The sequence below is a fragment of the Streptomyces sp. L500 genome (assembly GCF_054551825.1).
Map to the genome: position 1 here is coordinate 143410 of NZ_JBTOLC010000013.1, position 26947 is coordinate 170356.

Consider the following 26947-nt stretch of genomic DNA (forward strand, 5'->3'; position numbering starts at 1 on the left):
CGGGCATGAAACCCACCACCGACAGCGCCGAACCGGCATCGCGGCCGCGGCGGCTCGCCCCGCCCGGCCTGCCGACGGTCTGCGTGGCCCTGGCCGCGCTCGGGCTCTCCGTCGGCGTGCTGCGCGCGGTCGCCTCGGGCCGGGCCCTCTTCCCGGGACAGACCGTCGGCTGGTCGCTCGCGACCCTCACCGCGCTGATCGTCGCCCACCTCGTCGCCCTCGGCCGGGACCGCTGGTGGGGCGGCACCGGCTCCGGTGCCGCCCTCACCCTGGCCGTCCTCCTCCTGTACGGCTGGCTCCCGGCCGTCCTGATCAGCATCGCGGTCGTCACCCTCGTGGCCGCCGCCCGCCGCCACCGCTGGCGGCAGGCCTTACGCCACGGCGCGGTCGACATCCTCGGCATCGGGGCCGCCGGGCTCGCCCTCGCCGCCTGCGGGACCACCGCCGGCGTCGAGAGCCCCTGGCTGCCCGACACCTGGCGGCTCTCCGCAGCCCCCAAGATCGCCCTCGCCGCCTTCCTCTACCTCGCCGTCACCCGCGCGCTCCTCTGGCGGTTCACGGCCCCACGCGCCGCGCTGAGCAGCATCGCCCGCACCGCCCTGATGCGGCAGGCCCTCGTCGGCATCGCCCTCGTCGGCATCGCCCCGCTGATCGCGGTCGTCGCCGACCACTCGCCCGTCCTCCTCCCGCTCTTCGCGGTCCCGCTCATCGCGCTGGACTCCACCCTCTGGATCGCCCGCGCCCGCGCCGAGGAACAACTGCGCGACCCCCTCACCGGGCTGCCCAACCGTCAGTGGCTGCTGGAACGCACCTGGACCGCCCTGGACGAGGCCGAACGGGCCGGAGCCCGCGCCGCGCTCGTCCTGATCGACCTCGATCGTTTCCGCTCCGTCAACGACACCCTCGGTCACCTCGCCGGTGACCGGCTGCTCCTCCAGATCGCCGAACGACTCCGGCTCGCCCTGCCCCGGGACGCGGAGGCCGCCCGCCTCGGCGGCGACGAGTTCGCCGTGCTGCTGCCCACCGCCGACTCCCTCACCAGCGCCCAGCGGGTCGCCCGTACGCTCGTCGCCGACCTCGGCTCCCCCCTCGACCTGGACGGGCTCACCCTCGTCCTGGAGGCCAGCGCCGGCGTCGCCGTCTACCCCGACCACGCCCTGGACGCGGAGGGGCTGCTGCGCCGCGCCGACGTGGCGATGTACCAGGCCAAGCGCGACCGCAGCGGCGTCGAGGTCTACGAGGCCCGCCGCGACGGCAACACCCCCGACCGGCTCGGCCTCCTCGGCGACCTGCGCCGCGCGCTGGACGCCGGCGAGGTCGAGCTCCACTACCAGCCCAAGGTCGGCTTCGACGGCCATGTGGAGGGCCTGGAGGCCCTGGTCCGCTGGGTTCACCCGGAGCGGGGCCGGGTCTCCCCGGACGAGTTCATCGCGATCGCGGAATCGTCCGGCCTGATGCCCCGGCTGACGGAGTACGTCCTGGAGACCGCCCTCGGGCAGGTGGCGAAGTGGCGGGCCATGGGCCTGGAAGTCCCCGTCGCGGTCAACGTCTCCCCGCGCGACGTCCACACCCCGGGCTTCGCGGGCTCCGTCGCCGCCCGCCTCGCCCGCCACGGCGTGCCCCCCGGGGCGCTCCAGCTGGAGATAACGGAACACGTGCTGCTGGAGGACCCCCAGCGCGCGGCCGACACGCTCGCCGGGCTCACCGGCCACGGCGTGAAGATGTCCCTCGACGACTTCGGCACGGGGTATTCGTCGCTGGTCCACCTGCGCCGCCTCCCGGTCAGCGAGCTGAAGATCGACCGTTCCTTCGTCGCCCGGCTCGCCATCGACAACGAGGACGCCGAGATCGTCCGCTGCACCCTCGACCTCGCCCACTCCCTGGGCCTCCTCGTCGTCGCGGAGGGCGTCGAGGACGACGAGACGTGGGAACGGCTGCGCGATCTCGGCTGCGACGCGGTCCAGGGCTGGCTCGTCGCGGCGGCGATGCCGCCGGACGAGACCACGGCCTGGCTCCGCCTCCGCGAACCCGGCATCCACAGCGACCCCCCACTGACGGCGGCCCCCGCACCGACGGAGGAGGACGCGGTCACGTAGCCGGTCCCCTCGGGAAACGGTGAAAAGGTCCTCCCCGGGGCACCCGAAAGCGCCAAAGGCCGAGCGCCCAGCGAAACCGTTTCGCGGGCACGGCCGCCGGAGCCATAGGATTGGGCCGAAAACCCATACATCCCACCCTTGAGGATCGCTGCATGCCTGGCATCACGCGCGAGGAGGTCGCCCACCTCGCCCGGCTGTCGCGTCTGGAGCTGAAGGCCGAAGAGCTCGACCACTTCGCCGAACAGCTCGACGTGATCATCGGCGCGGTCGCCCGCGTTTCCGATGTGGCCGACGAGGACGTACCGCCGACCTCCCACCCGCTGCCCCTGACGAACGTCATGCGCGCGGACGTCGTCCGCCCGTCGCTGACCCCCCAGGAGGCGCTCTCCGGCGCCCCCGCCCAGGAGCAGCAGCGTTTCAAGGTGCCGCAGATCCTGGGGGAGGACTGAACCACGATGACTGACATCATCATCAAGCTCACCGCGGCCGAGATCGCCGAGAAGGTCGCCTCCGGCGAGCTCACGGCCGTCGAGGTCACCGAGGCCCACCTGGCCCGCATCGAGGCCGTCGACGAGAAGGTGCACGCCTTCCTCCACGTCGACCGCGAGGGCGCGCTCGCCCAGGCCCGCGAGGTGGACGCCAAGCGCGAGCGCGGCGAGAAGCTCGGCCCGCTGGCCGGCGTCCCGCTGGCGCTGAAGGACATCTTCACCACGAAGGGCGTCCCCACCACCGTCGGCTCCAAGATCCTCGAAGGCTGGATCCCGCCGTACGACGCGACGCTCACCAAGCGTCTGAAGGACGCCGGCGTCGTCATCCTCGGCAAGACCAACATGGACGAGTTCGCCATGGGGTCCTCCACCGAGAACAGCGCCTACGGCCCCACCGGCAACCCCTGGGACCTCACCAAGATCCCCGGCGGCTCCGGCGGCGGCTCCTCCGCCGCCCTCGCGGCCTTCCAGGCCCCCCTCGCCATCGGCACGGACACCGGCGGTTCCATCCGCCAGCCCGCGTCCGTCACCGGCACCGTCGGCGTCAAGCCCACCTACGGCGCGGTCTCCCGCTACGGCATGGTGGCCTTCTCCTCCTCCCTCGACCAGGGCGGCCCCTGCGCCCGTACGGTCCTGGACGCGGCTCTGCTGCACGAGGTGATCGCCGGTCACGACCCGCTCGACTCCACCTCCATCGACGCCCCGGTCCCGCCGGTCGTCGAGGCGGCGCGCAACGGCTCCGTCGCCGGCATGCGCGTCGGTGTCGTCAAGCAGTTCCGCGGCGAGGGCTACCAGGCCGGCGTGCTCCAGCGCTTCGACGAGTCCGTCGAGCTCCTCAAGGAGCTGGGCGCCGAGATCGTCGAGCTGGACTGCCCGTCCTTCGACCTCGCGCTGGCCGCGTACTACCTGATCGCGCCGTCCGAGTGCTCCTCCAACCTGGCCCGCTTCGACGCCATGCGCTACGGCCTGCGGGTCGGCGACGACGGCACGAAGTCGGCCGAGGAGGTCACCGCCCTCACCCGTGAGGCCGGCTTCGGCCCCGAGGTCAAGCGCCGCGTGATGCTCGGCACCTACGCGCTCAGCTCCGGCTACTACGACGCGTACTACGGCTCCGCGCAGAAGGTCCGCACGCTCATCTCGCGCGACTTCGACAAGTCGTTCGAGCAGGTCGACGTGATCGTCTCGCCGACCACGCCCACCACCGCCTTCGCGATCGGTGAGCGCGTCGACGACCCGATGGCGATGTACCTCGCCGACCTGTGCACCATCCCGACCAACCTGGCGGGCAACGCGGCCATGTCGCTGCCCTGCGGCCTCGCCCCCGAGGACGGCATGCCGGTCGGTCTGCAGATCATCGCTCCCGCCATGAAGGACGACCGGCTCTACAAGGTCGGTGCCGCGGTCGAGGCCGCGTTCACCGAGCGCTGGGGCCACCCGCTGCTGGAGGAGGCACCGTCGCTGTGAGCATCGAACAGAGCAAGTCGGGCGCACTGAAGAAGGCCAAGGGCTTCAAGAAGTCCAAGGCCGGCACGTACCTGTCCATCGGCACCACGCTGTTCGGCGCCATCAGCGTCGCCAAGCAGGCCAAGAAGGCGCGCGGCGAGCAGGACACCCTGCAGCTCGTCGACGCGGTGGTCTCCGCCGCCGCCATCGTCACCGGCGTCGCCCTGCTCGTCCGCGAGCTGCGCCGTATGAACAGCGACGACGTCCTCGCGGGCTGAGCAGGGACTGAGAGGTTAGTTTTCCGTGACCGTCACTGAACTGGTGTCGTACGACGAGGCGCTTGCCACCTACGAGCCCGTCATGGGTCTCGAGGTGCACGTCGAGCTCGGCACCAAGACCAAGATGTTCTGCGGGTGCGCCACCGAGCTGGGCGCCGAGCCCAACTCGCAGACGTGCCCCACCTGCCTCGGCCTGCCCGGCTCCCTCCCGGTCGTCAACGGCATCGCCGTCGAGTCGGCCATCAAGATCGGTCTCGCGCTGAACTGCGAGATCGCCGAGTGGTGCCGCTTCGCCCGGAAGAACTACTTCTATCCGGACATGCCGAAGAACTTCCAGACCTCCCAGTACGACGAGCCGATCGCCTTCAACGGCTATCTGGACGTTCAGCTGGAGGACGGCGAGGTCTTCCGCGTGGAGATCGAGCGCGCCCACATGGAGGAGGACACCGGCAAGTCCACCCACGTGGGCGGTGCCACCGGCCGCATCCACGGCGCGCAGCACTCCCTGCTGGACTACAACCGCGCCGGCATCCCCCTCATCGAGATCGTCACCAAGCCGATCACTGGTGCGGGCGAGCGCGCCCCCGAGGTCGCCAAGGCGTACGTCGCCGAGCTGCGCGAGCTCATCAAGGCGCTCGGCGTCTCCGAGGCCCGCATGGAGATGGGCCAGATGCGCTGCGACGTCAACCTCTCGCTGATGCCCAAGGGCGCCGAGAAGTTCGGCACGCGCTCCGAGACGAAGAACGTCAACTCGCTGCGTTCCGTCGAGCGCGCCGCGCGCTTCGAGATCATGCGCCACGCGGCCGTGCTCTCCTCCGGCGGCACGATCATCCAGGAGACCCGGCACTTCCACGAGGAGGACGGCTCCACGACGTCCGGCCGCGTCAAGGAGGAGGCGGAGGACTACCGCTACTTCCCCGAGCCGGACCTGGTCCCCGTCGCCCCCGCCCGTGAGTGGGTCGAGGAGCTGCGCAAGGGCCTGCCCGAGCTGCCGCGCGTGCGCCGCAACCGGCTGCGCGAGGAGTGGGGCGTCTCCGAGCACGACATGCAGTCGATCCTCAACGCCGGCGCGGTCGACCTGATCGTCGCCACCATCGAGGCGGGCGCGGACGCCGCGTCGGCCCGTAAGTGGTGGATGGGCGAGCTGTCGCGCCGGGCCAACGAGGCCGGTACGGACCTCGCGGCCATGGCGATCACTCCCGAGCAGGTCGCCCGGGTGTGCGCGCTGGTCGCCGAGGGCTCCCTCAACGACAAGCTGGCCCGTCAGGTCATCGAGGGCGTGCTCGCGGGCGAGGGCGACCCGGACGCCGTCGTCGCGGCCCGCGGTCTCGCGGTCGTCTCCGACGAGGGCGCGCTGGGCACCGCCGTGGACGAGGCCATCGCGGCCAACGCCGGCATCGCGGACAAGATCCGCTCGGGCAAGGTCGCGGCGGCGGGCGCGCTCGTCGGCGCGGTCATGAAGGCCACGCGCGGCCAGGCGGACGCGGCCCGCGTCCGTGAGCTGATCCTGGAGAAGCTCGGCGTCGAGGGCTGAGTCCTCGAAAGCTCTTCCTCCGCGTCAACGCGTCACGATGGCCGTCCCTCCCCGGAGGGGCGGCCGTCGCCGTGTCCGCCACCCGCGATCGGCCCCCGTTGGCCGGAATTCGCCCGTACGCCCCTCATCGGACGAAACGGTCCGGCATGATCCCCGTCAGCGGGCCGGTCGGCGTGCCCGCACTCGAAGGCTGGGGGTCCTCCATGGGACGGTTGCGCGCGGGACTGGTCGCGTTCGCGCTGGTGGGAGCGGGCATGACGATGGCGGTGACGCCGGGCGGGACGGCCGTGGCGGCAGGGGCGGGCAAGGCCGCCACCCCGCCCGCGGCCGGCTGCGCGGCCGTGGACTGGGGGAGCCTGCCGAAGGACAGCGCCGTCGCCTGGCACAAGCCGCTGCGGGACATCAGAACCGGCGGTCACGACTGCTACGACCGCGTCGTCTTCGACCTCCTCGGGCCCGGGACCGGCCGCCCGATCGGCTTCCACGTCCGCTACGTCGACCAGTTCCAGCAGGACGGCTCGGGCGATGTCATCCCCGTGCGCGGCGGCGCGATCCTGGAGGTCCGGGTCGCCGCGCCGAGCTACGACCCCGCCACCATGCAGCGGACGTACGACGGAAAGGCCGGGGAGCCGCTGCCCGAGGTGGACCTCGGCGGCTACCGCACCTTCCAGGACACCCGCTTCGGCGCCAGCTTCGAGGGTGACACCCAGATCGCCGTCGGGGTCCGTGAACGGCTGCCGTTCCGGGTCTTCCAGAGCGGAAACCACCTGGTCGTGGACGTCGCGCACAGCTGGCGCGGCTTCCGCTGACCCGGCCGGCCGGATTCACCGGCCCGGGCGTAGGCGCGCATAATCCCGGACCGCTTGTGGTATAGCCCACAAAAGAGACAAAGGATCTTTTCCTGCTGTCACAGTGGTCCGCCGGAGGCCCCTCGGACGGGGCCTCTGTTCGGATCCCCCCTCTGTTCAGCGGTCGACATGCACGGGTCGTCTCCCCGGCGAGATCGTCGCGATACCCGGGAAGCAGGTCATGGCCTCACTTGCCCGGTGGTGTCTCCGCCGCCGCTTCACCGTCATCGTGCTGTGGCTCGTCGCCCTCGCCGGGACCACCGCCGCGGCGACGCTGAGCGGTTCCGCGTACTCCAACGACTACGGCGTCCCCGGCACGGAGTCCTCCCGCGCGATCGCGCTGCTGGAGAAGGCGTTCCCCGGCGAGAGCGGCGACGACAAGATCGTCTGGCACACCGACCGGGGCACCGTCCGCGCGGACGACGTCCAGCAGCGGATGACCAGGACGCTCCACGAGATCGCCCGGCTGCCCGGAGTGGCCGCCGTGGAGAGCCCCTACGGCAGCGGCGGAGCCGCCCGGATCAGCCAGGACCGCCACACCGCCTACGCCCCGGTGACCTTCGTCGCCAAGGGCGGAGAACCGGACAAGGCCCAGGTGAAGCGGGTCGTGGAGACCGCGCGCGCGGCCGCCGGGAACAACCTCCGGGTGGCCGTCGGCGGCAGCGGCGTCGCCGGCACCGAGACCGCGAGCGGCCACCTCAGCGAGATCATCGGCGTGGCGGTCGCGGCCGTGGTGCTCTTCGTCGTCTTCGGCTCGCTCGCCGCGAGCCTGCTGCCCATAGCGACGGCCCTGGTGGGCGTGGGCACCGCCGCCATGGGCACGGTGCTGCTGGGCCACCTGATGAAGGTGGCCGATTTCGCGCCCATGCTGGGCACGCTCATCGGCCTCGGCGTCGGCATCGACTACGCCCTGTTCATCGTCACCCGCCACCGCAAGGGGCTGCGGCAGGGGCTGCCCGTGGCCGTCGCGGCGGAGCGGGCGGTCGCCACGACCGGGCGTGCCGTCGTCTTCGCGGGCGGCACCGTCTGCGTGGCGCTGCTGGGCATGCTCATCCTCCGCCTGGGCTTCCTCAACGGCGTGGCGATCGCCGCCTCGCTGACCGTCGTCCTCACCGTCGCCGCCTCCGTCACCCTGCTCCCCGCCCTGCTGGGGCTGATAGGACCCCGGGCCCTCGGCCGCCGCGAGCGCCGCCGCCTCGCGCACGACGGTCCCCGGGCGGAGGAGCCGCCCTCGGGCCTGGCCGCCCGCTGGTCGGCCTGCGTCGAGCGCCACCCCAAGCTGCTGGGCGCGGCGGCCGCCGCCGTGATGCTGATCCTGGCCCTGCCGACGCTCTCCCTCCACCTCGGCACCTCCGACCAGGGCAACAACCCGGCGGGCTCCACCACCCGCCAGGCCTACGACATGCTGGGCCGCGGCTTCGGCCCCGGCGTCAACGGGCCGCTGACGCTCGTCGCCCCCCTCGGCAGCGCCGCCGACAGCCTCGCCTTCAACAAGCTCCCGGACACCCTCCGCCACACCCCCGGCGTCGCCTCCGTGACCCCCTCGGTCCTCAGCGGCAGCGGCGACACGGGCGTCATCACCGTCGTGCCCACGACGTCCCCGCAGTCCCGCGCCACCAGCGACCTCGTCGACCGGCTCCGGACGACCGTGCTGCCCAAGGCCACCGGGGGCACCGGCCTCGACGTCCGCGTGGGCGGCGTGACCGCCGCGTACGACGACTTCGCCGCGGTCATCCTCGGCAAGCTGCCGGTGTTCGTGGGCACCGTGGTGGGGCTGGGCTGTCTGCTGCTCCTGCTGGCCTTCCGCAGCATCGGCATACCGCTGAAGGCCGCGGCGATGAACATCGCGGCCGTCGCCTCCTCCTTCGGCCTGATCGTCGCCGTCTTCCAGTGGGGCTGGGGCAGCGAGCCGCTGGGCCTCGGCGGCGCGGGCCCGATCGAGCCGTTCCTGCCGGTGGTCATGGTCTCGGTGCTGTTCGGGCTGTCGATGGACTACCAGGTGTTCCTGGTCAGCCGGATGTACGAGGAGTGGCTGGCCACCCGGGACAACCGCCGGGCCGTCCGCGTGGGCCTGGCGGAGACCAGCCGGGTGATCAACTCGGCCGCCGTGATCATGATTTCGGTGTTCCTGGCCTTCGTGCTGAGCGGCGACCGGGTGATCGCCATGTTCGGCGTGGGCCTGGCCGCCGCGGTGGCCCTGGACGCCTTCGTCCTGCGGACGCTGCTGGTCCCGGCCCTGATGCACATGCTGGGCGGCGCCAACTGGTGGCTGCCGGCCTGGCTGGAGCGCGCCCTGCCGCGCATCAGCATCGAGCCGCCGGAGCACGCGGTGCCCGCCTTCGCGGGGCCGCGCGGGACGCCGGCGGGTGACCACGGTCCGCGCGGGGCCGACGGGCGGCCGGCGGACGACCTGCCGGCCCTTCCCGACGCGGACGGGCACCGTGTGGGCAAGGACGTCGTGGTCGCCTGAGCCGCTCGTCCGCCCGAGCCGCTCGCCCGCCGGGGCCTCAGCCCTGGCGGGGGCGGACGACCACGACGCCGGAGTCGAGGTCTATCGGGCCCGCGCCCGGGTCCCCGTCGCCGACGTCGTCGCGGGTGAGCTCCAGCCGGTTGTGTTCCTCCTCGGTGTGGGCGCGCCCGGGGCTGAACAGCTCCTCGAAAACGTTGAACATGTCGGTCCCTCCGTCAGCCGTCCGGCGACCGTCAGGTCACCTTCAGCCGCAGCAGCCGGTCGTCGTCGGCGGTCGGCCGGCCCCGTCCGTCGGTGTTGCTCGTCGTCAGCCACAGCCCGCCGTCGCCCGTAGGAACAACAGTGCGGAGGCGCCCGTAGTTCCCCTTGAGGAAGTCCTTCGGGGCGGCGGCGGGCCCGGCGCCCCGGAGCGGGATCCGCCACAGGCGCTCGCCGCGCAGCCCGGCCATCCACAGGGAGCCCGCCGCGTAGGCGAGCCCGCTGGGCGAGGCGTCGGCGGGCCGCCACTGCTCCACCGGGTCCGTCAGGCCCGCCCTGTGCGCCTTTCCCTCGGCCACGGGCCAGCCGTAGTTGCGGCCCGGCTCGACGAGATTGAGCTCGTCCCAGGTGTCCTGGCCGAACTCCGAGGCCCACAGCCGTTTGTCCGCGTCCCAGGCCAGGCCCTGCACATTGCGGTGGCCGTAGCTGTAGACGAGCGAGTCCGGGAAGGGGTTGCCGGGGGCCGGGCGGCCGTCGGGCGTCATCCGCAGGATCTTGCCGCCGAGCGAGCCCTTGTCCTGGGCCGGGTCCCGCTGCCCGGCCTCGCCCGTGCCGGCGTAGAGCATCCCGTCGGGGCCGAACGCGATCCGGCCGCCGTTGTGGATCTGGCCCTTGGGGATGCCGCGCAGGATGGTGTCGGGCGCGCCGAGCCGCTGCCCCTCCGGCCGTTTCTCGTCGACCAGCAGCCGGGCGACGCGATTGTCCGAATCGGTGGTGAAGTAGGCGTAGAGCAGATGGTCGGAGGCGTAGCCGGGGGAGAGGGCCAGGCCCAGCAGCCCGCCCTCGCCCGCCGCCGCGACGCCGGGCACGGTGCCGAGCGGGGTCTGCCGGCCGTCCTTCGCGGCGACCCGCGTGATCCGGCCGGTGTTCCGCGAGCCGACCAGCAGATCGCCGTCCGGCAGCGGGGCCACGCCCCACGGCGAGTCCAGCTTTCCGGCGACCGTGCGGACGACCTCGGCGGAGCCCTCGGCGGGCGGGGCGGACGCGGCGGGCGCGGTGCCCCCGCCCGAGCCGGAGGACGAGCCGGACGACGAGTCGCCCGAGCAGCCCGTGACGATCAGCAGCGAGGAGAGCGCCAGCGCCGCCGTGACGGCGGCGCGGCGGGGGAGGTGCCCGGTGGACAAGTGCACGGCAAAAGGTTCCTCTCGGGTGAAAGGGTTCCTCTCGGGTGAGTGGGACACTCCTCCTTGATACACCCCGATCCTTGATTCACCCGGCCTCCTCGGTACACCCCGTCAGTACCAGGACCCCATCGCCTGGGGCAGTGCCGTGATCTCCGCCAAGTCCTCGGCGGTCAGCCGCAGTCCGGCGGCCGCCGCGTTCTCCACCGCCCACGCGGCCTTCTTCGTGCCCGGCACCGGCACCACGTGCCGGCTCTGCGCCAGCACCCAGGCCAGGGCCACCTGCGCCGCCGTGGCGTCGTGCCGCTCCGCGACACGCCGCAGGCCCGCGACTATCGGCTGGTTCGCGGCCATCATCTCCGCCGTGAAGCGCGGGTGACGGGCCCGCAGGTCCTCCGGCTCGAAGCCCTGGCCGGGAGTGAGCGTGCCACTGAGGAAACCATTCCCCAGGGGCATCGCCGCCAGCATCCCCACCCCCCGCGAGGACAGCCACGGCACCAGCCGGTCCAGCGCCTCCCGCGACCAGACCGACAGCTCCGCCTGGACGCAGCTGACCGGGAAGACCTGCTGCACCCGCTCCAGCTGGGCGATCGTCGCGTCGTACATCCCCGTCCGCGCCCCGGCCGAGGAGCCGAACCTGCGCCGGGCCCGCGCGTCGATGGCGCACCAGCCCAGCGCCCGCACCTTGCCCGCCGAGACCAGCTCGGCCATCGCGCCCCACGTCTCCTCGACCGGCACCTCGGGGTCCGGGCGGTGGAGCTGGTAGAGGTCGATGACATCGGTCTGGAGCCGGCGCAGCGAGGCGTCGCACGCCCGCCTCACATAGCCCGGACGGCCGTTGGCGACGACGTGCTGATCGCCCACCAGCAGCCCGCACTTGGTCGATACGAACGCCTCCGCGCGCCGCTCCCGCAGCACCCGCCCCACCAGCAGCTCATTGGTGAACGGCCCGTACATGTCGGCCGTGTCCAGGAGACTGGCCCCGGCGTCCAGGGCCGCGTGGACCGTGCGCAGCGCGCCCTCCCCGCTCTGCTGGGACGCGGTGTACGCCCAGTGCATCGGCATGCACCCCAGGCCGATCGCGCCCACCTCGAGCGCCGTCGCACCGATTGTCCTGCGCTCCACCCGCGGTTCCCCTCCCGTTCCTCGCCCCCAAACTAACCTCTGGTGTCGGGGCCCCTTCGCATAGCCTCCAGACATGAGTGCAGATCACAGCGGTTCCGCCGCACGCCCCCTGGCCTGGCTGCCGATCCCCCCGGAGGAGATCGACGACCTGCCGCGGGGCCTGGACTACGCCCACTGGGACGGCGGCCCCGACTTCCCCACCGACCCCGCCCGTTGCGCCTTCTACTGCGTTCCCTACATGAAGGGCGCCGCGGTGGCGACCCGGCCGCTGGCGCGGATGAGCGGGCTGCGGGTCGTCCAGGCGCTCACCGCCGGGGTGGAGGAGCTGCTTCCGGAGGTGCCGTCGCTGCCGTCCGGCACACGGCTGTGCAACGCCCGCGGGCTGCACGACGCGAGCACCGCCGAGCTGGCCCTGACCCTGACGCTCGCCGCGCTCCGGGGCGTGCCCGGCTTCGTCCGGGCGCAGGACGCGGGGGAGTGGCGGCCGGAACTGCGCCCGGCGCTCGCCGACAGATCGGTGCTCGTCGTCGGCTACGGCTCGATCGGCGCCGCCATCGAGGACCGGCTCGCGGCCTTTGAGTGCGCGCGGGTCGTACGCGTCGCGCGCTCCGCGCGTGTCACGGCACGCGGTCCGGTCCACCCGGTGGCGGACCTGCCGGAACTGCTGCCCGACGCCGATGTGGTGATCCTCTCGACGCCCCTCACTCCGGAGACCGTCAAGCTGGCCGACGCCGCCTTCCTGGCCCGGATGAAGGACGGCGCGCTCCTGGTGAACGTCGCCCGGGGCGGCGTCGTGGACACCGGGGCGCTCCTGGCCGAGCTGGAGAGCGGCCGGCTGACCGCCGCCCTGGACGTCACCGACCCCGAGCCGCTGCCCGCCGGGCACCCGCTCTGGAAGGCGCCCGGAGTGCTGATCACCCCCCATGTGGGTGGGCCTTCTTCGGCCTATCTGCCCCGCGCCAAGGCCCTCTTGCGCGATCAACTGGCCAGATTCGCACTGGACGAGCCTCTGCGGAATGTCGTAGCCACGGCGTAGTCGTCACGGACCGGAACCACTCAGAGACAGCATTTGGATGCGCTGCGTATCCGTAATCCGGCAGCTGGTTACGCTATGCATATGAGCTATGTCCCTGAGTGACGACTCTGGTGTATCGTCCCGACGGGGGCCGCTCCAGGCACGGCACGGGGGCGGCGAAGGACCGGAACTCGAGGGGGGCGACGGGCGATGGACGGCCAATGGACGATCTACCCGACGCGACGGGGCCACCGATCACAGCTTTCGTTCGGTCCGCTGAGGGCGGCGGAGCGGTGAGCGCCCCCGGAGCGGCGCTCCCGCGTCGGCCCGCCCCCGCCGGGGGGCCGGGCGTGCTCCCGCAGCTCGTCCTCGCCATCGTCTGCGGGGGCTACGCGACGGGCGCGGCCCTCGGCTGGGGCTCGCCCGAGCTCGCCGCCACCATGGGCGACTTCGGCCTGAGCGGCGCCGCCGGCCTCGCCGCGACCTCCTGCGTCTGGTACGGGCGGACCCGCAGCACGCGCTTCCGCCCCGCCTGGCTGCTGTTCGCCGCCTCGTCCGCCATGGCGGGCTTCGGCAACTTCGTCTGGGGCTGGTACGAGGTCGTGCTCGGCCGGCACGTGCCGAGCCCGTCCCCGGCCGACTTCTGCTTCCTGCTCTTCGCGCCGCCCGCCATCATCGGCCTGCTGGTGCTCGCCCGCCGCCCGGTCACCCGGGCCGGCTGGGTCTGCCTCGCGCTGGACTCCTGGCTGATCGGCGGCTCGCTGCTCACCCTCTCCTGGAGCCTGGCCCTCGCCCACACCGCGCACTTCGCGGGCGAGACCGTCGCCCACGCCGCGCTCTCGCTCGCCTACCCCCTGCTGGACATCGTCCTGGTGTCCATGGTGCTGGCGCTGCACTTCAAGCGCTCCTCGGCCAACCGCTCCGCCATCAACACCGCCATCGCCGCCCTGGCCCTGACCGTCCTGTGCGACGCCCTGTTCACCTCGCCGCTGCTCCAGGCCAACTACCGCTCAGGGCAGATCCTCGACGCCGGCTGGTTCGCGGGCTACATGCTGATGGCCTACGCGCCCTGGGTCGCCCGCGAGGAGCGCGAGAGCGCGGCCCGGCCCGGCCGCCCGCCGGCCCCGCCCGCCGGGCGGCCCATCGCCGGCTCCCTCGCCGCCCTCACCCCGTACCTCGCGGCCGCCGTCTGCACCCTGGGCATCCTCTACAACGTCCTCGACGGCCACCACGTCGACCGCGTCGTCCTCTTCACGGGCTGCACGGTCGTCCTGGCCCTCGTCGTACGCCAGGGCATCATGCTGCTCGACAACATCTCCCTCACCCAGGAACTCGCCCAGAAGGAGAACCACTTCCGCTCCCTGGTGCAGGGCTCCAGCGACGTCATCATGATCGCCGCGCCCACCGGAATACTGCGCTACGTCAGCCCCGCAGCCGCCGGCGTCTACGGGCGCGACGCGGAGGAGCTCGTCGGCTCCGAGCTCGCCTCGCTCATCCACCCCGAGGACCTGGGCCGCGTCGTCCACGAGGTGCGCCGCTTCCTGGCCGCGCCGCCCGCCGAGGAGCCCACCACCCGCATCGAATGCCGCTTCCGCTCCGGCAGCGGCGACTGGCTCAATGTCGAGTCCACCGTCAACCGCCACCACGGCGGCCTGATCTTCAACAGCCGCGACGTCACCGAACGGGTCCGGCTCCAGGCCCAGTTGCAGCACACCGCCGAGCACGACCCGCTCACCGACCTGCCCAACCGCGCCCTGTTCACCAAGCGCGTCCAGCAGGCCCTCGCCGGCCGGAGAGTCACCGACGCCGGCACGGCCGTGCTCTTCATCGACCTCGACGGCTTCAAGGCCGTCAACGACACCGTCGGCCACCAGGCGGGCGACGAACTACTGATCCAGGCCGCCCGCCGGCTCCAGGACTCCGTGCGCGCCGGGGACTCCACCGCCCGCTTCGGCGGCGACGAGTTCGCGGCCCTCATCGTCGGCGACGGCACCCGCGACCCCGCCGCCCGCGAGTACCGCATCCTGGAGGTCGCCGACCGGCTGCGGCTCACCCTCTCCCAGCCCTATCTCGTCGAGGGCGGCACCGAGGTCCGCGTCGCCGCCAGCATCGGCGTCGCCTTCGCCGAGCCCGACATCACCCCCGGCACCCTCATGCGCAACGCCGACCTCGCCATGTACCGCGCCAAGCAGGCAGGAAAGGGCCGCGTGGAGCTCTACGCCCCCCAGATGCAGGCCGACGTCGTGCGCCGCACCGAGCTCGCCAGCCGGCTGCGCACCGCGCTCCACGACGGCGAGTTCGCCCTCCTCCACCAGCCCGTCGTCGAGCTGGCCACCGGCCGGATCACCGCGGTCGGCGCCCAGGCCCGCTGGCGCTCCGCCCAGGGCATCCTCTTCACCCCGGACGAATTCCTCCGCGTGGCCGAAATGGACCGGGTCGACGAGAGCGCCCGCACCGCCGAGCTCGGCCGCTGGACGCTGGAGCGGGCCGCCGAGCAGGCCGGCCGCCGCCGCCTCGCGGGCTACACCGTCCCCGTGCACGTCCGGATGTCCGCCGCCCGGCTGCTGGACAAGTCGCTGCCCCCCAAGAACGTCGAGGCCCTCATCCTCCGCCACGGACTGCCCTCCGGATCACTGGTCCTGGAGCTCTCCGGCAGCGATCCCCGCCTGCCCCTCGACGAGCTGGAGCACCGGCTGGTCTCCCTGCGCCGCTTCGGCGTTCGCATCGCCCTCGACGGCTTCGGCACCGGCTACGCCGCCATGAGCGCGCTGCGCCGCCTCCCCATCGACGTCCTCAAGCTCGACCGCGGCCTCGTCGACGGAGTGGCCGAATCCGCCCGCCTCCACAAGATCACCGCCGGGCTGCTGCGCATCGCCTGCGACCTCGGCATGGAGTCCGTCGCCGACGGCGTGGACGATCTGGAGCAGGCCCGCGTCCTGCGCGCCATGGGCTGCACCCACGGCCAGGGCATGGCCTTCGCGGGCGCGCTCGACGAGCACCGGCTGCGCCACGCCCTCGACCGGGCCCCCTACCCCCTGCCGGGCCTGATCCCCGACGCCCTGGCCGCCACCCTTCCGGGTGATCCCACGGACGGCGGGAACCAGGTGCTCGTCGGGGGCGCCCTGCCCGTACGCTCCGGAGTGGCGGGCGGCGCGGGAGCCCTCGCCCATGCTCCATTGCGCTCAAATAATGAGACGCCCGTCCCACCCACTTGACACCTCTGGTGCACCAGAGGGAGGGTCGATCCCATGCGCACCCGAATTCTCGTACTTGGACAGCGCGTCGGCTGAAGCAGGCCGCCCATGAGGCCCTGCTGACCACCCCGGCGCGCTCCCCTCGCTTGCCTCACGGCACGAGGGGTTTTTTGTTTTCCGCATCACCCAGTCATCCGTCGAAACCGTCGAACCGAAGCCTTCGAGAAGAGAATGTCGATGACAGAGCAGGCCAACGGGGCCCACCATCATCCGCAGCCGCGGCCCCGCAGCGGCGCGGCACAGCAGCCCGCCACCGTCGAGCACGTCACGGGCGCGCAGTCCCTCATCCGCTCGCTGGAGGAGGTGGGAGCCGAGATCGTCTTCGGCATCCCGGGCGGCGCGATCCTGCCGGCGTACGACCCGATGATGGACTCCTCGAAGGTCCGCCACGTCCTCGTCCGCCACGAGCAGGGCGCCGGCCACGCCGCGACGGGCTACGCCCAGGCCACCGGCAAGGTCGGGGTGTGCATGGCGACGTCGGGTCCGGGGGCCACCAACCTCGTGACCCCGATCGCCGACGCCCACATGGACTCGGTGCCGCTGGTGGCCATCACCGGCCAGGTCGCCTCCAAGTCCATCGGCACGGACGCCTTCCAGGAGGCGGACATCTGCGGCATCACCATGCCGATCACCAAGCACAACTGGCTGGTGACCGACCCGGCCGAGATCCCCCGGACCATCGCGGAGGCGTTCCACGTCGCCTCGACCGGCCGCCCGGGACCGGTGCTCGTCGACATCGCCAAGGACGCCCTCCAGGCCCGGACGGTCTTCTCCTGGCCGCCCCACACCGACCTGCCCGGCTACCGGCCCGTCACCAAGCCGCACGCCAAGCAGATCCGCGAGGCCGCCAAGCTGATCACCCAGGCGCGGCGCCCGGTCCTCTACGTCGGCGGCGGCGTCCTCAAGGCCCAGGCCACCGGCGAGCTGAAGGTCTTCGCCGAGCTCACCGGCGCCCCGGTGACCACGACGCTGATGGCGCTGGGCGCCTTCCCCGACAGCCACCCGCAGCACCTGGGCATGCCCGGCATGCACGGCTCGGTCGCCGCCGTCACCGCGCTCCAGAAGGCGGACCTGATCGTCGCGCTCGGCGCGCGCTTCGACGACCGGGTCACGGGCCGGCTGGACTCCTTCGCCCCCCACGCGAAGATCGTCCACGCCGACATCGACCCCGCCGAGATCGGCAAGAACCGCACCGCGGACGTGCCCATCGTGGGCGACGCCCGCGAGGTGCTCGCCGATCTGATCGTCGCCGTCCAGGCGGAGCAGGCCGACGGCCACGCCTGCGACTACGCCGACTGGTGGACCGACCTCGACCGCTGGCGCGCCACCTACCCGCTGGGCTACGAGCAGCCCGCCGACGGCAGCCTCGCCCCGCAGCAGGTCATCCAGCGCATCGGCGAACTCGCCCCGGCGGACACCATCTTCACGGCCGGCGTCGGCCAGCACCAGATGTGGGCCGCCCACTTCATCCGCTACGAGCAGCCCCGCACCTGGCTCAACTCCGGCGGCGCGGGCACGATGGGCTACGCGGTGCCCGCAGCGATGGGCGCCAAGGCCGGCGCCCCGGACCGCACGGTCTGGGCCGTCGACGGGGACGGCTGCTTCCAGATGACCAACCAGGAGCTGGTCACCTGCGCGCTCAACGACATCCCCATCAAGGTCGCCGTCATCAACAACGGCGCGCTGGGCATGGTCCGCCAGTGGCAGACCCTCTTCTACAACCAGCGCTACTCCAACACCGTGCTCCACACCGGCCCCGCCGTGACCGACGGCGGCTCCGCCGAGGGCGCCGGCACGGAGCCGTGCGCCGGGACCCGGGTGCCGGACTTCGTCAAGCTCGCCGAGGCCATGGGCTGCGTGGGCCTGCGCTGCGAGGACCCCGCCGACCTGGACAAGGTCATCGCCGAGGCCAACGCCATCAACGACCGGCCGGTCGTGGTCGACTTCATCGTCCACCAGGACGCCATGGTCTGGCCGATGGTCGCCGCCGGGACCTCCAACGACGAGATCCTCGCCGCGCGCGGCGTCCGCCCCGACTTCGACGGCATCGACGACGACTGACCGGCGACGACCGACCGATGACGTCCCGCCGCCCGACGCACGACCCTCACCGACTCACGAGACGAGAGGCTCACGAGGCCGACCCCATGACCAAGCACACGCTCTCCGTCCTGGTGGAGAACACTCCCGGCATCCTCGCCAGAGTCGCCGCGCTGTTCTCCCGCCGCGGCTTCAACATCGATTCCCTCGCCGTCGGGGTGACCGAGCACCCTGACATCTCCCGCATCACCATCGTCGTCAACGTCGAGTCGCTGCCCCTGGAGCAGGTCACCAAGCAGCTCAACAAGCTCGTCAACGTGCTGAAGATCGTGGAGCTGGAGGACAGCGCCGCCATTCAGCGCGAGCTCGTCCTGGTGAAGGTCCGCGCCGACAACGAGAGCCGCTCCCAGATCGTCGAGATCGTCCAGCTCTTCCGCGCCAAGACCGTCGACGTCTCCCCGGAGGCCGTCACCATCGAGGCCACCGGCGGCACCGACAAGCTCGGCGCGATGCTCAAGATGCTGGAGCCCTTCGGCATCAAGGAACTCGTCCAGTCCGGGACCATCGCGATAGGACGTGGCGCCCGGTCCATCACGGACCGCAGCCTCCGCGCGCTCGACCGCTCCGCCTGACGATTTCCCCCACCCCCGCCCCCCTTTCCCGTCCACCCGTCATACGGTGGGACGCACCACCGGAACACCGGAATCAAGGAGATAACCCACGTGGCCGCCGAGCTCTTCTACGACAACGACGCCGACCTGTCCATCATCCAGGGCCGTAAGGTCGCGGTCCTCGGCTACGGCAGCCAGGGCCACGCCCACGCGCTGTCCCTGCGCGACTCGGGCGTCGACGTCCGCGTGGGCCTGCACGAGGGCTCGAAGTCCAAGGCCAAGGCCGAGGAGCAGGGCCTGCGCGTCGTCACCCCCGCCGAGGCCGCCGCCGAGGCCGACGTCATCATGATCCTGGTCCCGGACCCGATCCAGGCCAAGGTCTACGAGGAGTCCGTCAAGGACAACCTCAAGGACGGCGACGCCCTCTTCTTCGGCCACGGCTTCAACATCCGCTTCGGCTTCATCAAGCCCCCGGCCGGCGTCGACGTCTGCATGGTCGCCCCCAAGGGCCCCGGCCACCTGGTGCGCCGTCAGTACGAGGAGGGGCGCGGCGTGCCCTGCATCGCCGCCGTCGAGCAGGACGCCTCCGGCAACGCCTTCGCGCTGGCGCTCTCCTACGCCAAGGCCATCGGCGGCACCCGCGCCGGCGTCATCAAGACGACCTTCACCGAGGAGACCGAGACCGACCTCTTCGGCGAGCAGGCCGTGCTCTGCGGCGGTGCCTCCGCGCTGGTGAAGGCCGGCTTCGAGACCCTCGTCGAGGCGGGTTACCAGCCGGAGATCGCCTACTTCGAGTGCCTCCACGAGCTCAAGCTCATCGTCGACCTCATGTACGAGGGCGGCCTGGAGAAGATGCGCTGGTCGGTCTCCGAGACCGCCGAGTGGGGCGACTACGTCACCGGCCCGCGCATCGTCAACGACGGCACCAAGGCCGAGATGAAGAAGGTCCTCGCCGAGATCCAGGACGGCACCTTCGCCAACAACTGGATGAAGGAGTACCAGGCCGGTCTGCCCAAGTACAACGAGTACAAGAAGGCCGACCAGGACCACCTCCTGGAGACCACCGGCAAGAAGCTGCGCAAGCTGATGAGCTGGGTGGACGACAAGGAGTAGTCCGAACTGGTTCGGAGTCGTCTTCGTGGCGCCGGGGCCGGATGTTCCGGTCCCGGCGCCATCGCCGTGTTGTACGCCGCGTACAGGCGGCAGGGGTGACGTTTACGCAACGGAGCAGGCCGGGGCCCTCGCCACCGATACACTGCGGAGCACAAACGCGTCAGGCTCACAGTGTCGTGCGTCTTCCACGCGGCTGCCCCCTTCACCGCCTTCGGCCGTCGGGACGGCCGTCCGCGAAGGACTAGTGAGGACTGAGACCACGTGAGCACTCGTACCCCGGCACACAAGCCCGTCGTACTCATCGCCGAAGAGCTCTCTCCCGCCACCGTCGACGCCCTCGGGCCGGACTTCGAGATCCGGCACTGCGACGGCGCCGACCGCGCGCAGTTGCTGCCCGCGCTCGCCGACGTGGACGCGGTCCTGGTGCGCTCCGCCACCCGGCTCGACGCCGAGGCCATCGCCGCGGCGAAGCGGCTGCGGGTCATCGCGCGCGCCGGCGTCGGCCTGGACAACGTCGACGTCTCCGCCGCCACCAAGGCCGGTGTGATGGTCGTCAACGCGCCGACCTCCAACATCGTCACCGCCGCCGAGCTCGCCTGCGGTCTGCTCATCGCCACCGCCCGCAACATCCCCCAGGCCAACTCCGCGCTCAAGAACGGCGAGTGGAAGCGCTCGAAGTACACGGGCGTGGAGCTGTCCGAGAAGACCCTCGGTGTGGTCGGGCTCGGGCGCATCGGCGTCCTCGTCGCCCAGCGGATGTCCGCCTTCGGCATGAAGGTCGTCGCCTACGACCCGTACGTCCAGCCCGCGCGCGCCGCCCAGATGGGCGTCAAGCTGCTGACGCTGGACGAGCTGCTCAAGGTCTCCGACTTCATCACCGTCCACCTCCCCAAGACGCCCGAGACGCTCGGGCTCATCGGTGACGAGGCGCTGCGCAAGGTCAAGCCGTCGGTGCGGATCGTCAACGCCGCGCGCGGCGGCATCGTGGACGAGGCGGCGCTCGCCGCCGCGCTGAAGGAGGGGCGCGTCGCGGGCGCGGGCCTGGACGTGTACGCGTCCGAGCCGTGCACCGACTCGCCGCTCTTCGAGTTCGACAACGTCGTGGCCACGCCGCACCTGGGCGCCTCCACGGGCGAGGCCCAGGAGAAGGCCGGCATCGCCGTCGCCAAGTCCGTGCGGCTGGCGCTGGCCGGCGAGCTGGTGCCGGACGCCGTGAACGTGCAGGGCGGTGTCATCGCCGAGGACGTCAAGCCGGCGCTGCCGCTGGCCGAGAAGCTCGGCCGGATCTTCACCGCGCTGGCGGGCGAGGTCGCCGTGCGGCTGGACGTCGAGGTGTACGGGGAGCTCACCCAGCACGATGTGAAGGTGCTCGAACTGTCCGCGCTCAAGGGCGTGTTCGAGGACGTCGTCGACGAGACCGTCTCGTACGTCAACGCGCCGCTGTTCGCGCAGGAGCGCGGGGTCGAGGTGCGGCTGACCACCGGGTCGGAGTCGCCGGACCACCGGAACGTGGTCACCGTGCGCGGCACGCTCTCCGGAGGTGGCGAGGTGTCGATCTCCGGGACGCTGGCCGGGCCGAAGAACCTGCAGAAGATCGTGGCCGTGGGCGATCACGATGTGGACCTGACGCTCGCCGACCACATGGCGTTCCTGCGGTACGGGGACCGGCCGGGTGTGGTGGGCACGCTGGGGCGGATCCTCGGCGAGGCGGAGATCAACATCGCGGGGATGCAGGTGTCGCGGGCGACGGAGGGCGGGGAGGCGCTGGTCGCCCTCACGGTCGACGAGTCGGTGCCGGCGGCTGTGCTCGCGGAGATCGCGCAGGAGATCGGGGCGACGTCGGCGCGGGCGGTCGACCTGACGGCCTGATCCGTCCGTCCGTCTGTGGGTCGGGGGCGGGGTGGGGCGGACGGGCCCTTACGGGGCTGAGCTCTTCGCGGTGCCTGCCACTTTGGTGCCGGGTGCCCCGCACTTGGCCCCAGCGGCGAAGAGCTCCTTACGCCCCTACCAGGGCCCATCCACCCCACCCCGCCCCCTCACGTCACCACCCCCGGGGGACGCCGCCGGTTTGTGCCCGCCCCACCCCCGCCCGCCCCTTACCCAGGGCAATCCGTGCCGGGTAATCGGGCGGGTGGGTGGGGTAGAACCCGCGCCGAAGGCGCGGGCGTAGCCCCACGGCGGTGAGCGGAAAGCTAACCTCGGCCCATGGGCCTGCCCCCATACCTCCGCATCGCGTCCGAGCTCCGCGCCCGCATCGCCTCCGGCGAACTCCGCGCGGGCCAGCGGGTGCCCTCCACCCGCGGCATCACCGAGGAGTGGGGAGTGGCCCTGGCCACCGCCACCAAGGCCCTCGCCGTGTTACGGCAAGAGGGCCTCGTGCGGGCCGTGCCGGGCGTCGGCACCATCGTCGGCGGCGACGCGCCGGGTGCCGTCGTGAGGGCCGGCCCGCCCCGCCGGGGCCGGCGCCGCGAGACCCCGCCGCTCACCCGCGAGCGAATCGTCCGCACGGCGATCGCCCTGGCCGACGCCGGCGGCTCGGGCGCCCTCTCCATGCGCGCCGTCGCCGCCGAACTCGGCGTCTCCACCGTGGTGTTGTACCGTCACGTCGCCGCCAAGGACGAGCTGGTCGCGCTGGTGGTGGACGCCGTCTTCGGCGAGGTCCGGCTGCCGGGTCGCGGGCCGGACGACCGGAGGGCGCGGCTGGAGGCGTCGGCCCGCGCGCAGTGGGCGCTCTACCGCCGTCACCCCTGGCTGGCGAAGTCGGTGTCCACCATGCGGCTGTCGCTGTCCCCGAACGCGATGCGCTTGCTGGAGTGGACCGTCGCCCCGGCCGTCGAGTGCGGGCTCGGCACGGCCGTCACGCTCGCCGCCTTCGTGCGCGGCGTCGCGGTCGATCTGGAGGATCCCGTCGACGAGCGCCTCGGGCTGGGGCCCGACGCGATGCTGGAGTTCGGGCTGGCCCGGCTGCTCGACGGGCTGGCCCCGCGCGTGCCGGAGCGGCGCCCCCCTGGTGAGGGGCGCCGCTGAGGTGGTCAGTGGCCGACGGTGACCGCCGGCTCCGGGTGGTCCGCGTCGCGGTTCCGCAGGGCGGTCACCGCGACGGCCGCGCCCAGGACCAGGACGGCCGTGGCGCCGACGGCGGCGACGTGCATCCCGTGGACGAACGCGTCGCGGGCCGCCGCCGCCAGCGCCCCGCCCGTCCGGCCGGGCAGCGCGGCGGCCGTCGAGACGGCGCCCACCAGGGTCTCGCGCGCCGACTCCAGCGCGCCGTGCGACAGCCCGGCGGGGGCGTCGCGGGTGACGTCGTGGCGGTAGACGGCCATGCCGACGCTTCCGAAGGCGGCCATGCCCAGGGCGCCGCCGAACTCCTGGCCTGCCTCCACCAGGGACGCGGCCGAACCGGCCTTCTCCGCCGGGGCGGCGCCGAGCGCCATGTCGGAGACCAGGGCCATCACGGTGACGATGCCGCAGGCTATGACGGCGCAGGCCACCAGGGTGAGGATGAGTGAGTTCGTGCCGGTGCTCATGAGGATGGCGAAGCCCGTGGCCGCTATGAGGAAGCCCGCCGTGATGACGTAGGCCCTGTTCGCCTTCTGCGCGATGACGGTGGCCATCGGGCCCGCGACGCCCACGGCGAGCGACGGCAGCGTGCCCCACAGCGCCGCCTCCATCGGGCCCTTGCCCAGCACCGACTGGAGGTACTGCGTGGTGAAGTAGTTGGCGCCCATCATGCCGAACATCGCGAGGGTGTTGAGCGCGATGCCCGCTCCGAAGGCGCGGTGGCGGAACAGCTCGCGGCTGATCATGGCGTCCCGTGTGCCGCGCTGACGGAGGACGAAGGCCGCGCCCAGCACCAGGCCGACGACGACGCAGAGCAGGAGTGTGGTGTTGAAGCCGTCTGCCGCCATGCGCTTGACGCCGTAGATGACGGGCAGTACCGCGCCTAGCGACAGGGCCGCGCCCAGCAGGTCGAACCTGGCCGGCCGGGGGTCCTTGAACTCGGGTACCAGCAGCGGCGCGAAGACGAGCAGCAGAAGCATCGCGGGCACGTTGATCAGGAAGACCGAACCCCACCAGAAGTGCTCCAGCATGACCCCGCCGAGCACCGAACCCAGCGCGATGCCACCGGCCATGGCGCCGGACCAGATGCCGACGGCCTTGGTGCGCTGGGCGTCGTCCTGGAACAGGTTGCGCACCAGCCCCATGGTGCTGGGCATCAGTGTCGCGCCGCCCATGCCGAGGACGAAGCGTGCCGCGATGAGCGTCTCGGCGTTCTGCGCGTAGGCGGCCGCGACCGAGGCGGCGCCGAAGGCGGCGGCGCCCAGCAGCAGGAGCTTGCGGCGGCCGATCCGGTCGCCGAGCGATCCCATGGTGATCAGCAGCCCGGCCAGGGCGAAGGCGTAGCTGTCGAAGATCCACAACTGCTGGGTGCCGGTCGCGGCCAGGTCCTCGGTGATGGCCGGCACGGCGAAGAAGAGGACAGAGACGTCCATCGAGACCAGGAGGAGGGGCAGCAGGAGTACGACAAAAGCCGTCCACTCCCGGCGCCCGGCACGGGTGCTGTTCGTCATGGCAGCGACTATACGGACGTCTTAAACGCTTGTCTATGACGCTTGTATAAGACGTGCGTCTGGGACGGGCGTATGGGGGCGGGTTAGGGTTTTCTCATGGGACATCGCGAAGATCTGCTCGAAGGTGCCAAGTGCTGCCTGCTGGAGAAGGGCTGGGTGCGCACGACCGCGCGCGACATCGTGGCGGCCTCCGGCGCCAACCTCGCCTCGATCGGCTATCACTACGGGTCCAAGGACGCGCTGATGATGGAGGGCTTCCTGAAGCTCACCGAGGACTGGGGGGAGAGGATCACCGACACGCTGGCCGGCGCCGTCGGGGCCGCCGCCTCGCGCGAGGAGCGGCTCGCCGCCGTCATCGACGGCATCGTCGCCAACTTCCCGGAGGACGAGCGGTTCTGGTCGGCGCAGCTGGAGGTGATGGGTCAGCTGGGCAACCACCCCGAACTCAAGCGGCGGTTCGCCGAGATGCTGCCGTACGGGCGCGAGGGGCTGGTCGCGGTGTTCGAGGGCGTCGACGACACGGAGGTCCCCGAGGACGCCACGCGGACCAGCGGCCACGTGTACTACTCCCTCTTCACCGGGCTGTGGGTGCTGTGGCTGATCGACCCCCGGCAGGTGCCGTCGGGCCGGGACGTCGTCGAGGGCATGGGCCGCGTGGTCGCGGGCACGGTGCTGACGCCGAAATAGCGTTGCGCGGGGGCGAGTTGACGGGGCGTACTGGACGTAACCGGAGGTATCCGGTGTACTGGTTGCCCGAGGATACTAGTTCCCGTCCGGGAGGTCGCCCCATGTCCGTGACCGATTCCCCCGCCACCGCCTTTCCGCAGGCCCGCACCTGTCCGTACCGGCCGCCGGCCGCCTACCCGGAGCTGGCGGCCCGCGGCCCCCTGGCCCGGGTGCGGCTCTATGACGGCCGTGAGGTGTGGGCCGTCACCGGCCATGCCGAGGCCCGGGCCCTGCTGACCGACCCGAGGATCTCCTCCGATCGGCAGAATCCTTCCTTCCCGGCGATCGTGCCCCGCGCCGAGGCCCAGGGGGAGCGCGAGCTCCCCCTCATCGGCGTCGACGACCCGCGCCACGCCCGCCAGCGCCGCATGCTGATCCCCGCGTTCGGCCTCAAGCGCGTCGCCGCGATGCGCCCCTGGATCCAGCGGACCGTGGACGGCCTCCTGGACGCGATGCTCGCCGCGGGGCCGGGCGCCGACCTCGTCTCCGCGTACGCCCTGCCCGTACCGTCGATGGCCATCTGCTATCTGCTCGGCGTGCCCTACGCCGACCACGACTTCTTCGAGGGCACCTCCCGCGAACTGATCGGCGCGCAGGGGCCGGAGGAGGCGCGGGCCGCCCGTGACAAGTTCATGGGGTATTTCCACGGTCTCATCGAGGAGAAGGAGCGGCGGGCCGCGACGGCCGGCGGCTCCGGGGACGGGCTGCTCGACGAGCTCGTCGCCGGGCCCCTCGCCGACGGCCGGCTGGACCGCGACGAACTCGTCATGATCGCCCTGCTCCTGCTCGTCGCCGGGCACGAGACCACGTCCAACATGATCTCCCTCGGCGCCTACACCCTGCTCGAACACCCCGACCAGCTCGCCGTGTTGCGCGCCGACCCCGGTCTGATGGCCGGCGCCGTCGAGGAACTGCTGCGCCTGCTGTCGATCGCCGACGGGCTCCCGCGCGTCGCCCTGGAGGACATCGAGCTCCACGGCGTGACCATCCGCGCCGGCGACGGCCTCCTCTTCCCCGCCTCGGTCGTCAACCGCGACGCCGCCGTCTACCCGGACCCCGACACCCTCGACGTCCGGCGCTCGGCCCGCCACCACGTCGCCTTCGGGTTCGGCGTCCACCAGTGCCTCGGCCAGAACCTGGCCCGCGCCGAACTGGAGATCGCCCTCACCCGCCTCTTCGCCCGTATCCCGACGCTGCGGCTGGCCGTTGCTCCGGACGAGGTGCCCGTGAAGCCCGCGGGCACCCTCCAGGGGCTGTTCGCCCTTCCGGTCACCTGGTGACCGGTCCTACTGTCGGCATCCCACCGAAGAACGGAGCACCGCCATGCGTGTCAGCATCGATTCGGGCGTCTGCATCGGCTCGGGCATGTGCGCCCTGACCGCGCCCAGTGTCTTCGACCAGGACGACGACGGCTTCGGCCTCGTCCGGCCCGGCAAGGAGGACGGCGGGGGCGACCCGCTCGTCAAGGAGGCCGCCCGGGGGTGTCCCGTACAGGCCATCGCGGCCGGGGACTAGCCACGCCGCAGCCGGGACGCCTTGAGCGTCATGTGGAGCAGCAGCCGGTCCTCGCCGTCGTCCAGGTCGAGGCCGGTCAGCTGCTCCACCCGGCCCAGCCGGTAGTAGAGCGTCTGCCGGTGGATGCCCAGGGCCGCCGCCGCGCGCCCCGCCTGGCCCGCGCAGTCGAGGTAGACCTCGGCGGTGCGGGCCAGCTCGGTGTGCGCGCGTTCCAGCAGCGGCAGCACCGCCGGGTCCGCCGCGCGCTCCGGGGCGAGCCCCGTCAGCACCCGGTACGGGCCGATGCCGGACCAGTCCGCCACCGGGCCCAGCCGCCGCTCCGCCCCGGCCGCGCGCGCCGCGGACAGCGCCTCCGACCAGGCGTCCGGCAGCTCCGCCAGCCCTCGCCGGGGCGTGCCCAGGCCGGCCGCCGCGAGCCCGGGCGGGGTGCCTGCGGGCGCG

General features: G+C 72.3%; 22 protein-coding genes. 17 read left to right on the forward strand and 5 right to left on the reverse strand.

Annotation, left to right across the window (positions count from 1 at the left end; translation table 11 throughout):
* The first annotated feature begins 5 nt into the window (after nt 1–5).
* The 7 genes from ACX9I7_RS15370 (at nt 6) to ACX9I7_RS15400 (ending at nt 9157) form a co-directional block, all read left to right on the forward strand.
* Nucleotides 6–2096 carry a putative bifunctional diguanylate cyclase/phosphodiesterase gene (locus ACX9I7_RS15370; RefSeq protein WP_459387652.1) on the forward strand — a complete coding sequence of 697 codons (2091 nt, stop codon included), beginning with the start codon at nt 6–8 and terminating at the stop codon, nt 2094–2096.
* A gap of 152 nt (nt 2097–2248) precedes the next feature.
* Complete coding sequence (gatC, locus tag ACX9I7_RS15375) at nt 2249–2545, forward strand: Asp-tRNA(Asn)/Glu-tRNA(Gln) amidotransferase subunit GatC (RefSeq protein WP_126916225.1); 297 nt, start codon at nt 2249–2251, stop codon at nt 2543–2545.
* 6 nt (nt 2546–2551) lie between these two features.
* Nucleotides 2552–4048 (forward strand): Asp-tRNA(Asn)/Glu-tRNA(Gln) amidotransferase subunit GatA, encoded by a 1497-nt coding sequence (gene gatA, locus ACX9I7_RS15380; protein WP_387565843.1) that lies wholly within the window; start codon nt 2552–2554, stop codon nt 4046–4048.
* Complete coding sequence (locus tag ACX9I7_RS15385; protein WP_311615599.1) at nt 4045–4305, forward strand: hypothetical protein; 261 nt, start codon at nt 4045–4047, stop codon at nt 4303–4305. The genes gatA and ACX9I7_RS15385 overlap by 4 nt, the downstream gene beginning before the upstream one ends.
* A gap of 25 nt (nt 4306–4330) precedes the next feature.
* The gene (gene gatB / locus ACX9I7_RS15390) at nt 4331–5839 is read left to right on the forward strand and encodes an Asp-tRNA(Asn)/Glu-tRNA(Gln) amidotransferase subunit GatB (protein ID WP_459387653.1); all 1509 of its coding nucleotides are present in this window, start codon (nt 4331–4333) and stop codon (nt 5837–5839) included.
* A 203-nt stretch (nt 5840–6042) separates the two neighbouring features.
* Nucleotides 6043–6648 (forward strand): AMIN-like domain-containing (lipo)protein, encoded by a 606-nt coding sequence (locus ACX9I7_RS15395; RefSeq protein WP_452672828.1) that lies wholly within the window; start codon nt 6043–6045, stop codon nt 6646–6648.
* A gap of 220 nt (nt 6649–6868) precedes the next feature.
* A complete protein-coding gene (locus ACX9I7_RS15400) occupies nt 6869–9157 on the forward strand; it encodes an MMPL family transporter (protein WP_459387654.1) in 2289 nt (762 codons plus the stop codon).
* Between the two features lie 37 nt (nt 9158–9194).
* Here the strand turns inward: ACX9I7_RS15400 and ACX9I7_RS15405 are convergent, their stop codons facing one another.
* The 3 genes from ACX9I7_RS15405 to ACX9I7_RS15415 form a co-directional block, all read right to left on the reverse strand.
* Nucleotides 9195–9359, reverse strand: coding sequence for a DUF6191 domain-containing protein (locus ACX9I7_RS15405; protein WP_459387655.1), 165 nt, complete (start codon nt 9357–9359; stop codon nt 9195–9197).
* A 31-nt stretch (nt 9360–9390) separates the two neighbouring features.
* On the reverse strand, nt 9391–10545 hold the full coding sequence (locus tag ACX9I7_RS15410; RefSeq protein WP_387565810.1) for a PQQ-dependent sugar dehydrogenase: 1155 nt from the start codon (nt 10543–10545) through the stop codon (nt 9391–9393).
* 105 nt (nt 10546–10650) lie between these two features.
* Nucleotides 10651–11661: an aldo/keto reductase gene (locus tag ACX9I7_RS15415; RefSeq protein WP_358628388.1), complete on the reverse strand. Its 1011-nt coding sequence runs from the start codon at nt 11659–11661 to the stop codon at nt 10651–10653.
* A 73-nt stretch (nt 11662–11734) separates the two neighbouring features.
* Between ACX9I7_RS15415 and ACX9I7_RS15420 the strand changes: the two genes are divergently transcribed.
* The 7 genes from ACX9I7_RS15420 (at nt 11735) to ACX9I7_RS15450 (ending at nt 22721) form a co-directional block, all read left to right on the forward strand.
* Nucleotides 11735–12697, forward strand: a complete 963-nt coding sequence (locus ACX9I7_RS15420) for a 2-hydroxyacid dehydrogenase (protein ID WP_387565804.1) — start codon at nt 11735–11737, stop codon at nt 12695–12697.
* Nucleotides 12698–12969: 272 nt separating this feature from the next.
* Complete coding sequence (locus ACX9I7_RS15425) at nt 12970–15891, forward strand: putative bifunctional diguanylate cyclase/phosphodiesterase (protein ID WP_459387656.1); 2922 nt, start codon at nt 12970–12972, stop codon at nt 15889–15891.
* Between the two features lie 216 nt (nt 15892–16107).
* Nucleotides 16108–17991, forward strand: a complete 1884-nt coding sequence (locus ACX9I7_RS15430; protein WP_387565798.1) for an acetolactate synthase large subunit — start codon at nt 16108–16110, stop codon at nt 17989–17991.
* A gap of 86 nt (nt 17992–18077) precedes the next feature.
* Nucleotides 18078–18602 (forward strand): acetolactate synthase small subunit, encoded by a 525-nt coding sequence (ilvN, locus tag ACX9I7_RS15435; protein WP_126916234.1) that lies wholly within the window; start codon nt 18078–18080, stop codon nt 18600–18602.
* A 90-nt stretch (nt 18603–18692) separates the two neighbouring features.
* The gene (ilvC, locus tag ACX9I7_RS15440; protein WP_387565794.1) at nt 18693–19694 is read left to right on the forward strand and encodes a ketol-acid reductoisomerase; all 1002 of its coding nucleotides are present in this window, start codon (nt 18693–18695) and stop codon (nt 19692–19694) included.
* 261 nt (nt 19695–19955) lie between these two features.
* The gene (gene serA, locus ACX9I7_RS15445; protein ID WP_387565791.1) at nt 19956–21563 is read left to right on the forward strand and encodes a phosphoglycerate dehydrogenase; all 1608 of its coding nucleotides are present in this window, start codon (nt 19956–19958) and stop codon (nt 21561–21563) included.
* Between the two features lie 336 nt (nt 21564–21899).
* Nucleotides 21900–22721, forward strand: coding sequence for a GntR family transcriptional regulator (locus tag ACX9I7_RS15450; RefSeq protein WP_459387657.1), 822 nt, complete (start codon nt 21900–21902; stop codon nt 22719–22721).
* 5 nt (nt 22722–22726) lie between these two features.
* Here ACX9I7_RS15450 and ACX9I7_RS15455 read toward each other — a convergent pair whose 3' ends face one another.
* Nucleotides 22727–24265 (reverse strand): MFS transporter, encoded by a 1539-nt coding sequence (locus ACX9I7_RS15455; RefSeq protein WP_459387658.1) that lies wholly within the window; start codon nt 24263–24265, stop codon nt 22727–22729.
* A gap of 96 nt (nt 24266–24361) precedes the next feature.
* On the opposite strand from ACX9I7_RS15455, the gene ACX9I7_RS15460 reads away from it, so the two are divergent.
* From ACX9I7_RS15460 to ACX9I7_RS15470, 3 genes are all read left to right on the forward strand, one after another.
* Complete coding sequence (locus ACX9I7_RS15460) at nt 24362–24952, forward strand: TetR/AcrR family transcriptional regulator (protein ID WP_459387659.1); 591 nt, start codon at nt 24362–24364, stop codon at nt 24950–24952.
* Between the two features lie 101 nt (nt 24953–25053).
* Entirely contained in the window at nt 25054–26271 is a 1218-nt protein-coding gene (locus ACX9I7_RS15465) for a cytochrome P450 (protein ID WP_459387660.1), read from the forward strand.
* 43 nt (nt 26272–26314) lie between these two features.
* Nucleotides 26315–26506 carry a ferredoxin gene (locus tag ACX9I7_RS15470; protein WP_126916241.1) on the forward strand — a complete coding sequence of 64 codons (192 nt, stop codon included), beginning with the start codon at nt 26315–26317 and terminating at the stop codon, nt 26504–26506.
* Here ACX9I7_RS15470 and ACX9I7_RS15475 read toward each other — a convergent pair.
* The coding region (locus ACX9I7_RS15475; RefSeq protein WP_459387661.1) for a PucR family transcriptional regulator at nt 26503–26947 on the reverse strand (445 nt) is incomplete at its 5' end. The two genes, ACX9I7_RS15470 and ACX9I7_RS15475, sit on opposite strands and share 4 nt — an antisense overlap.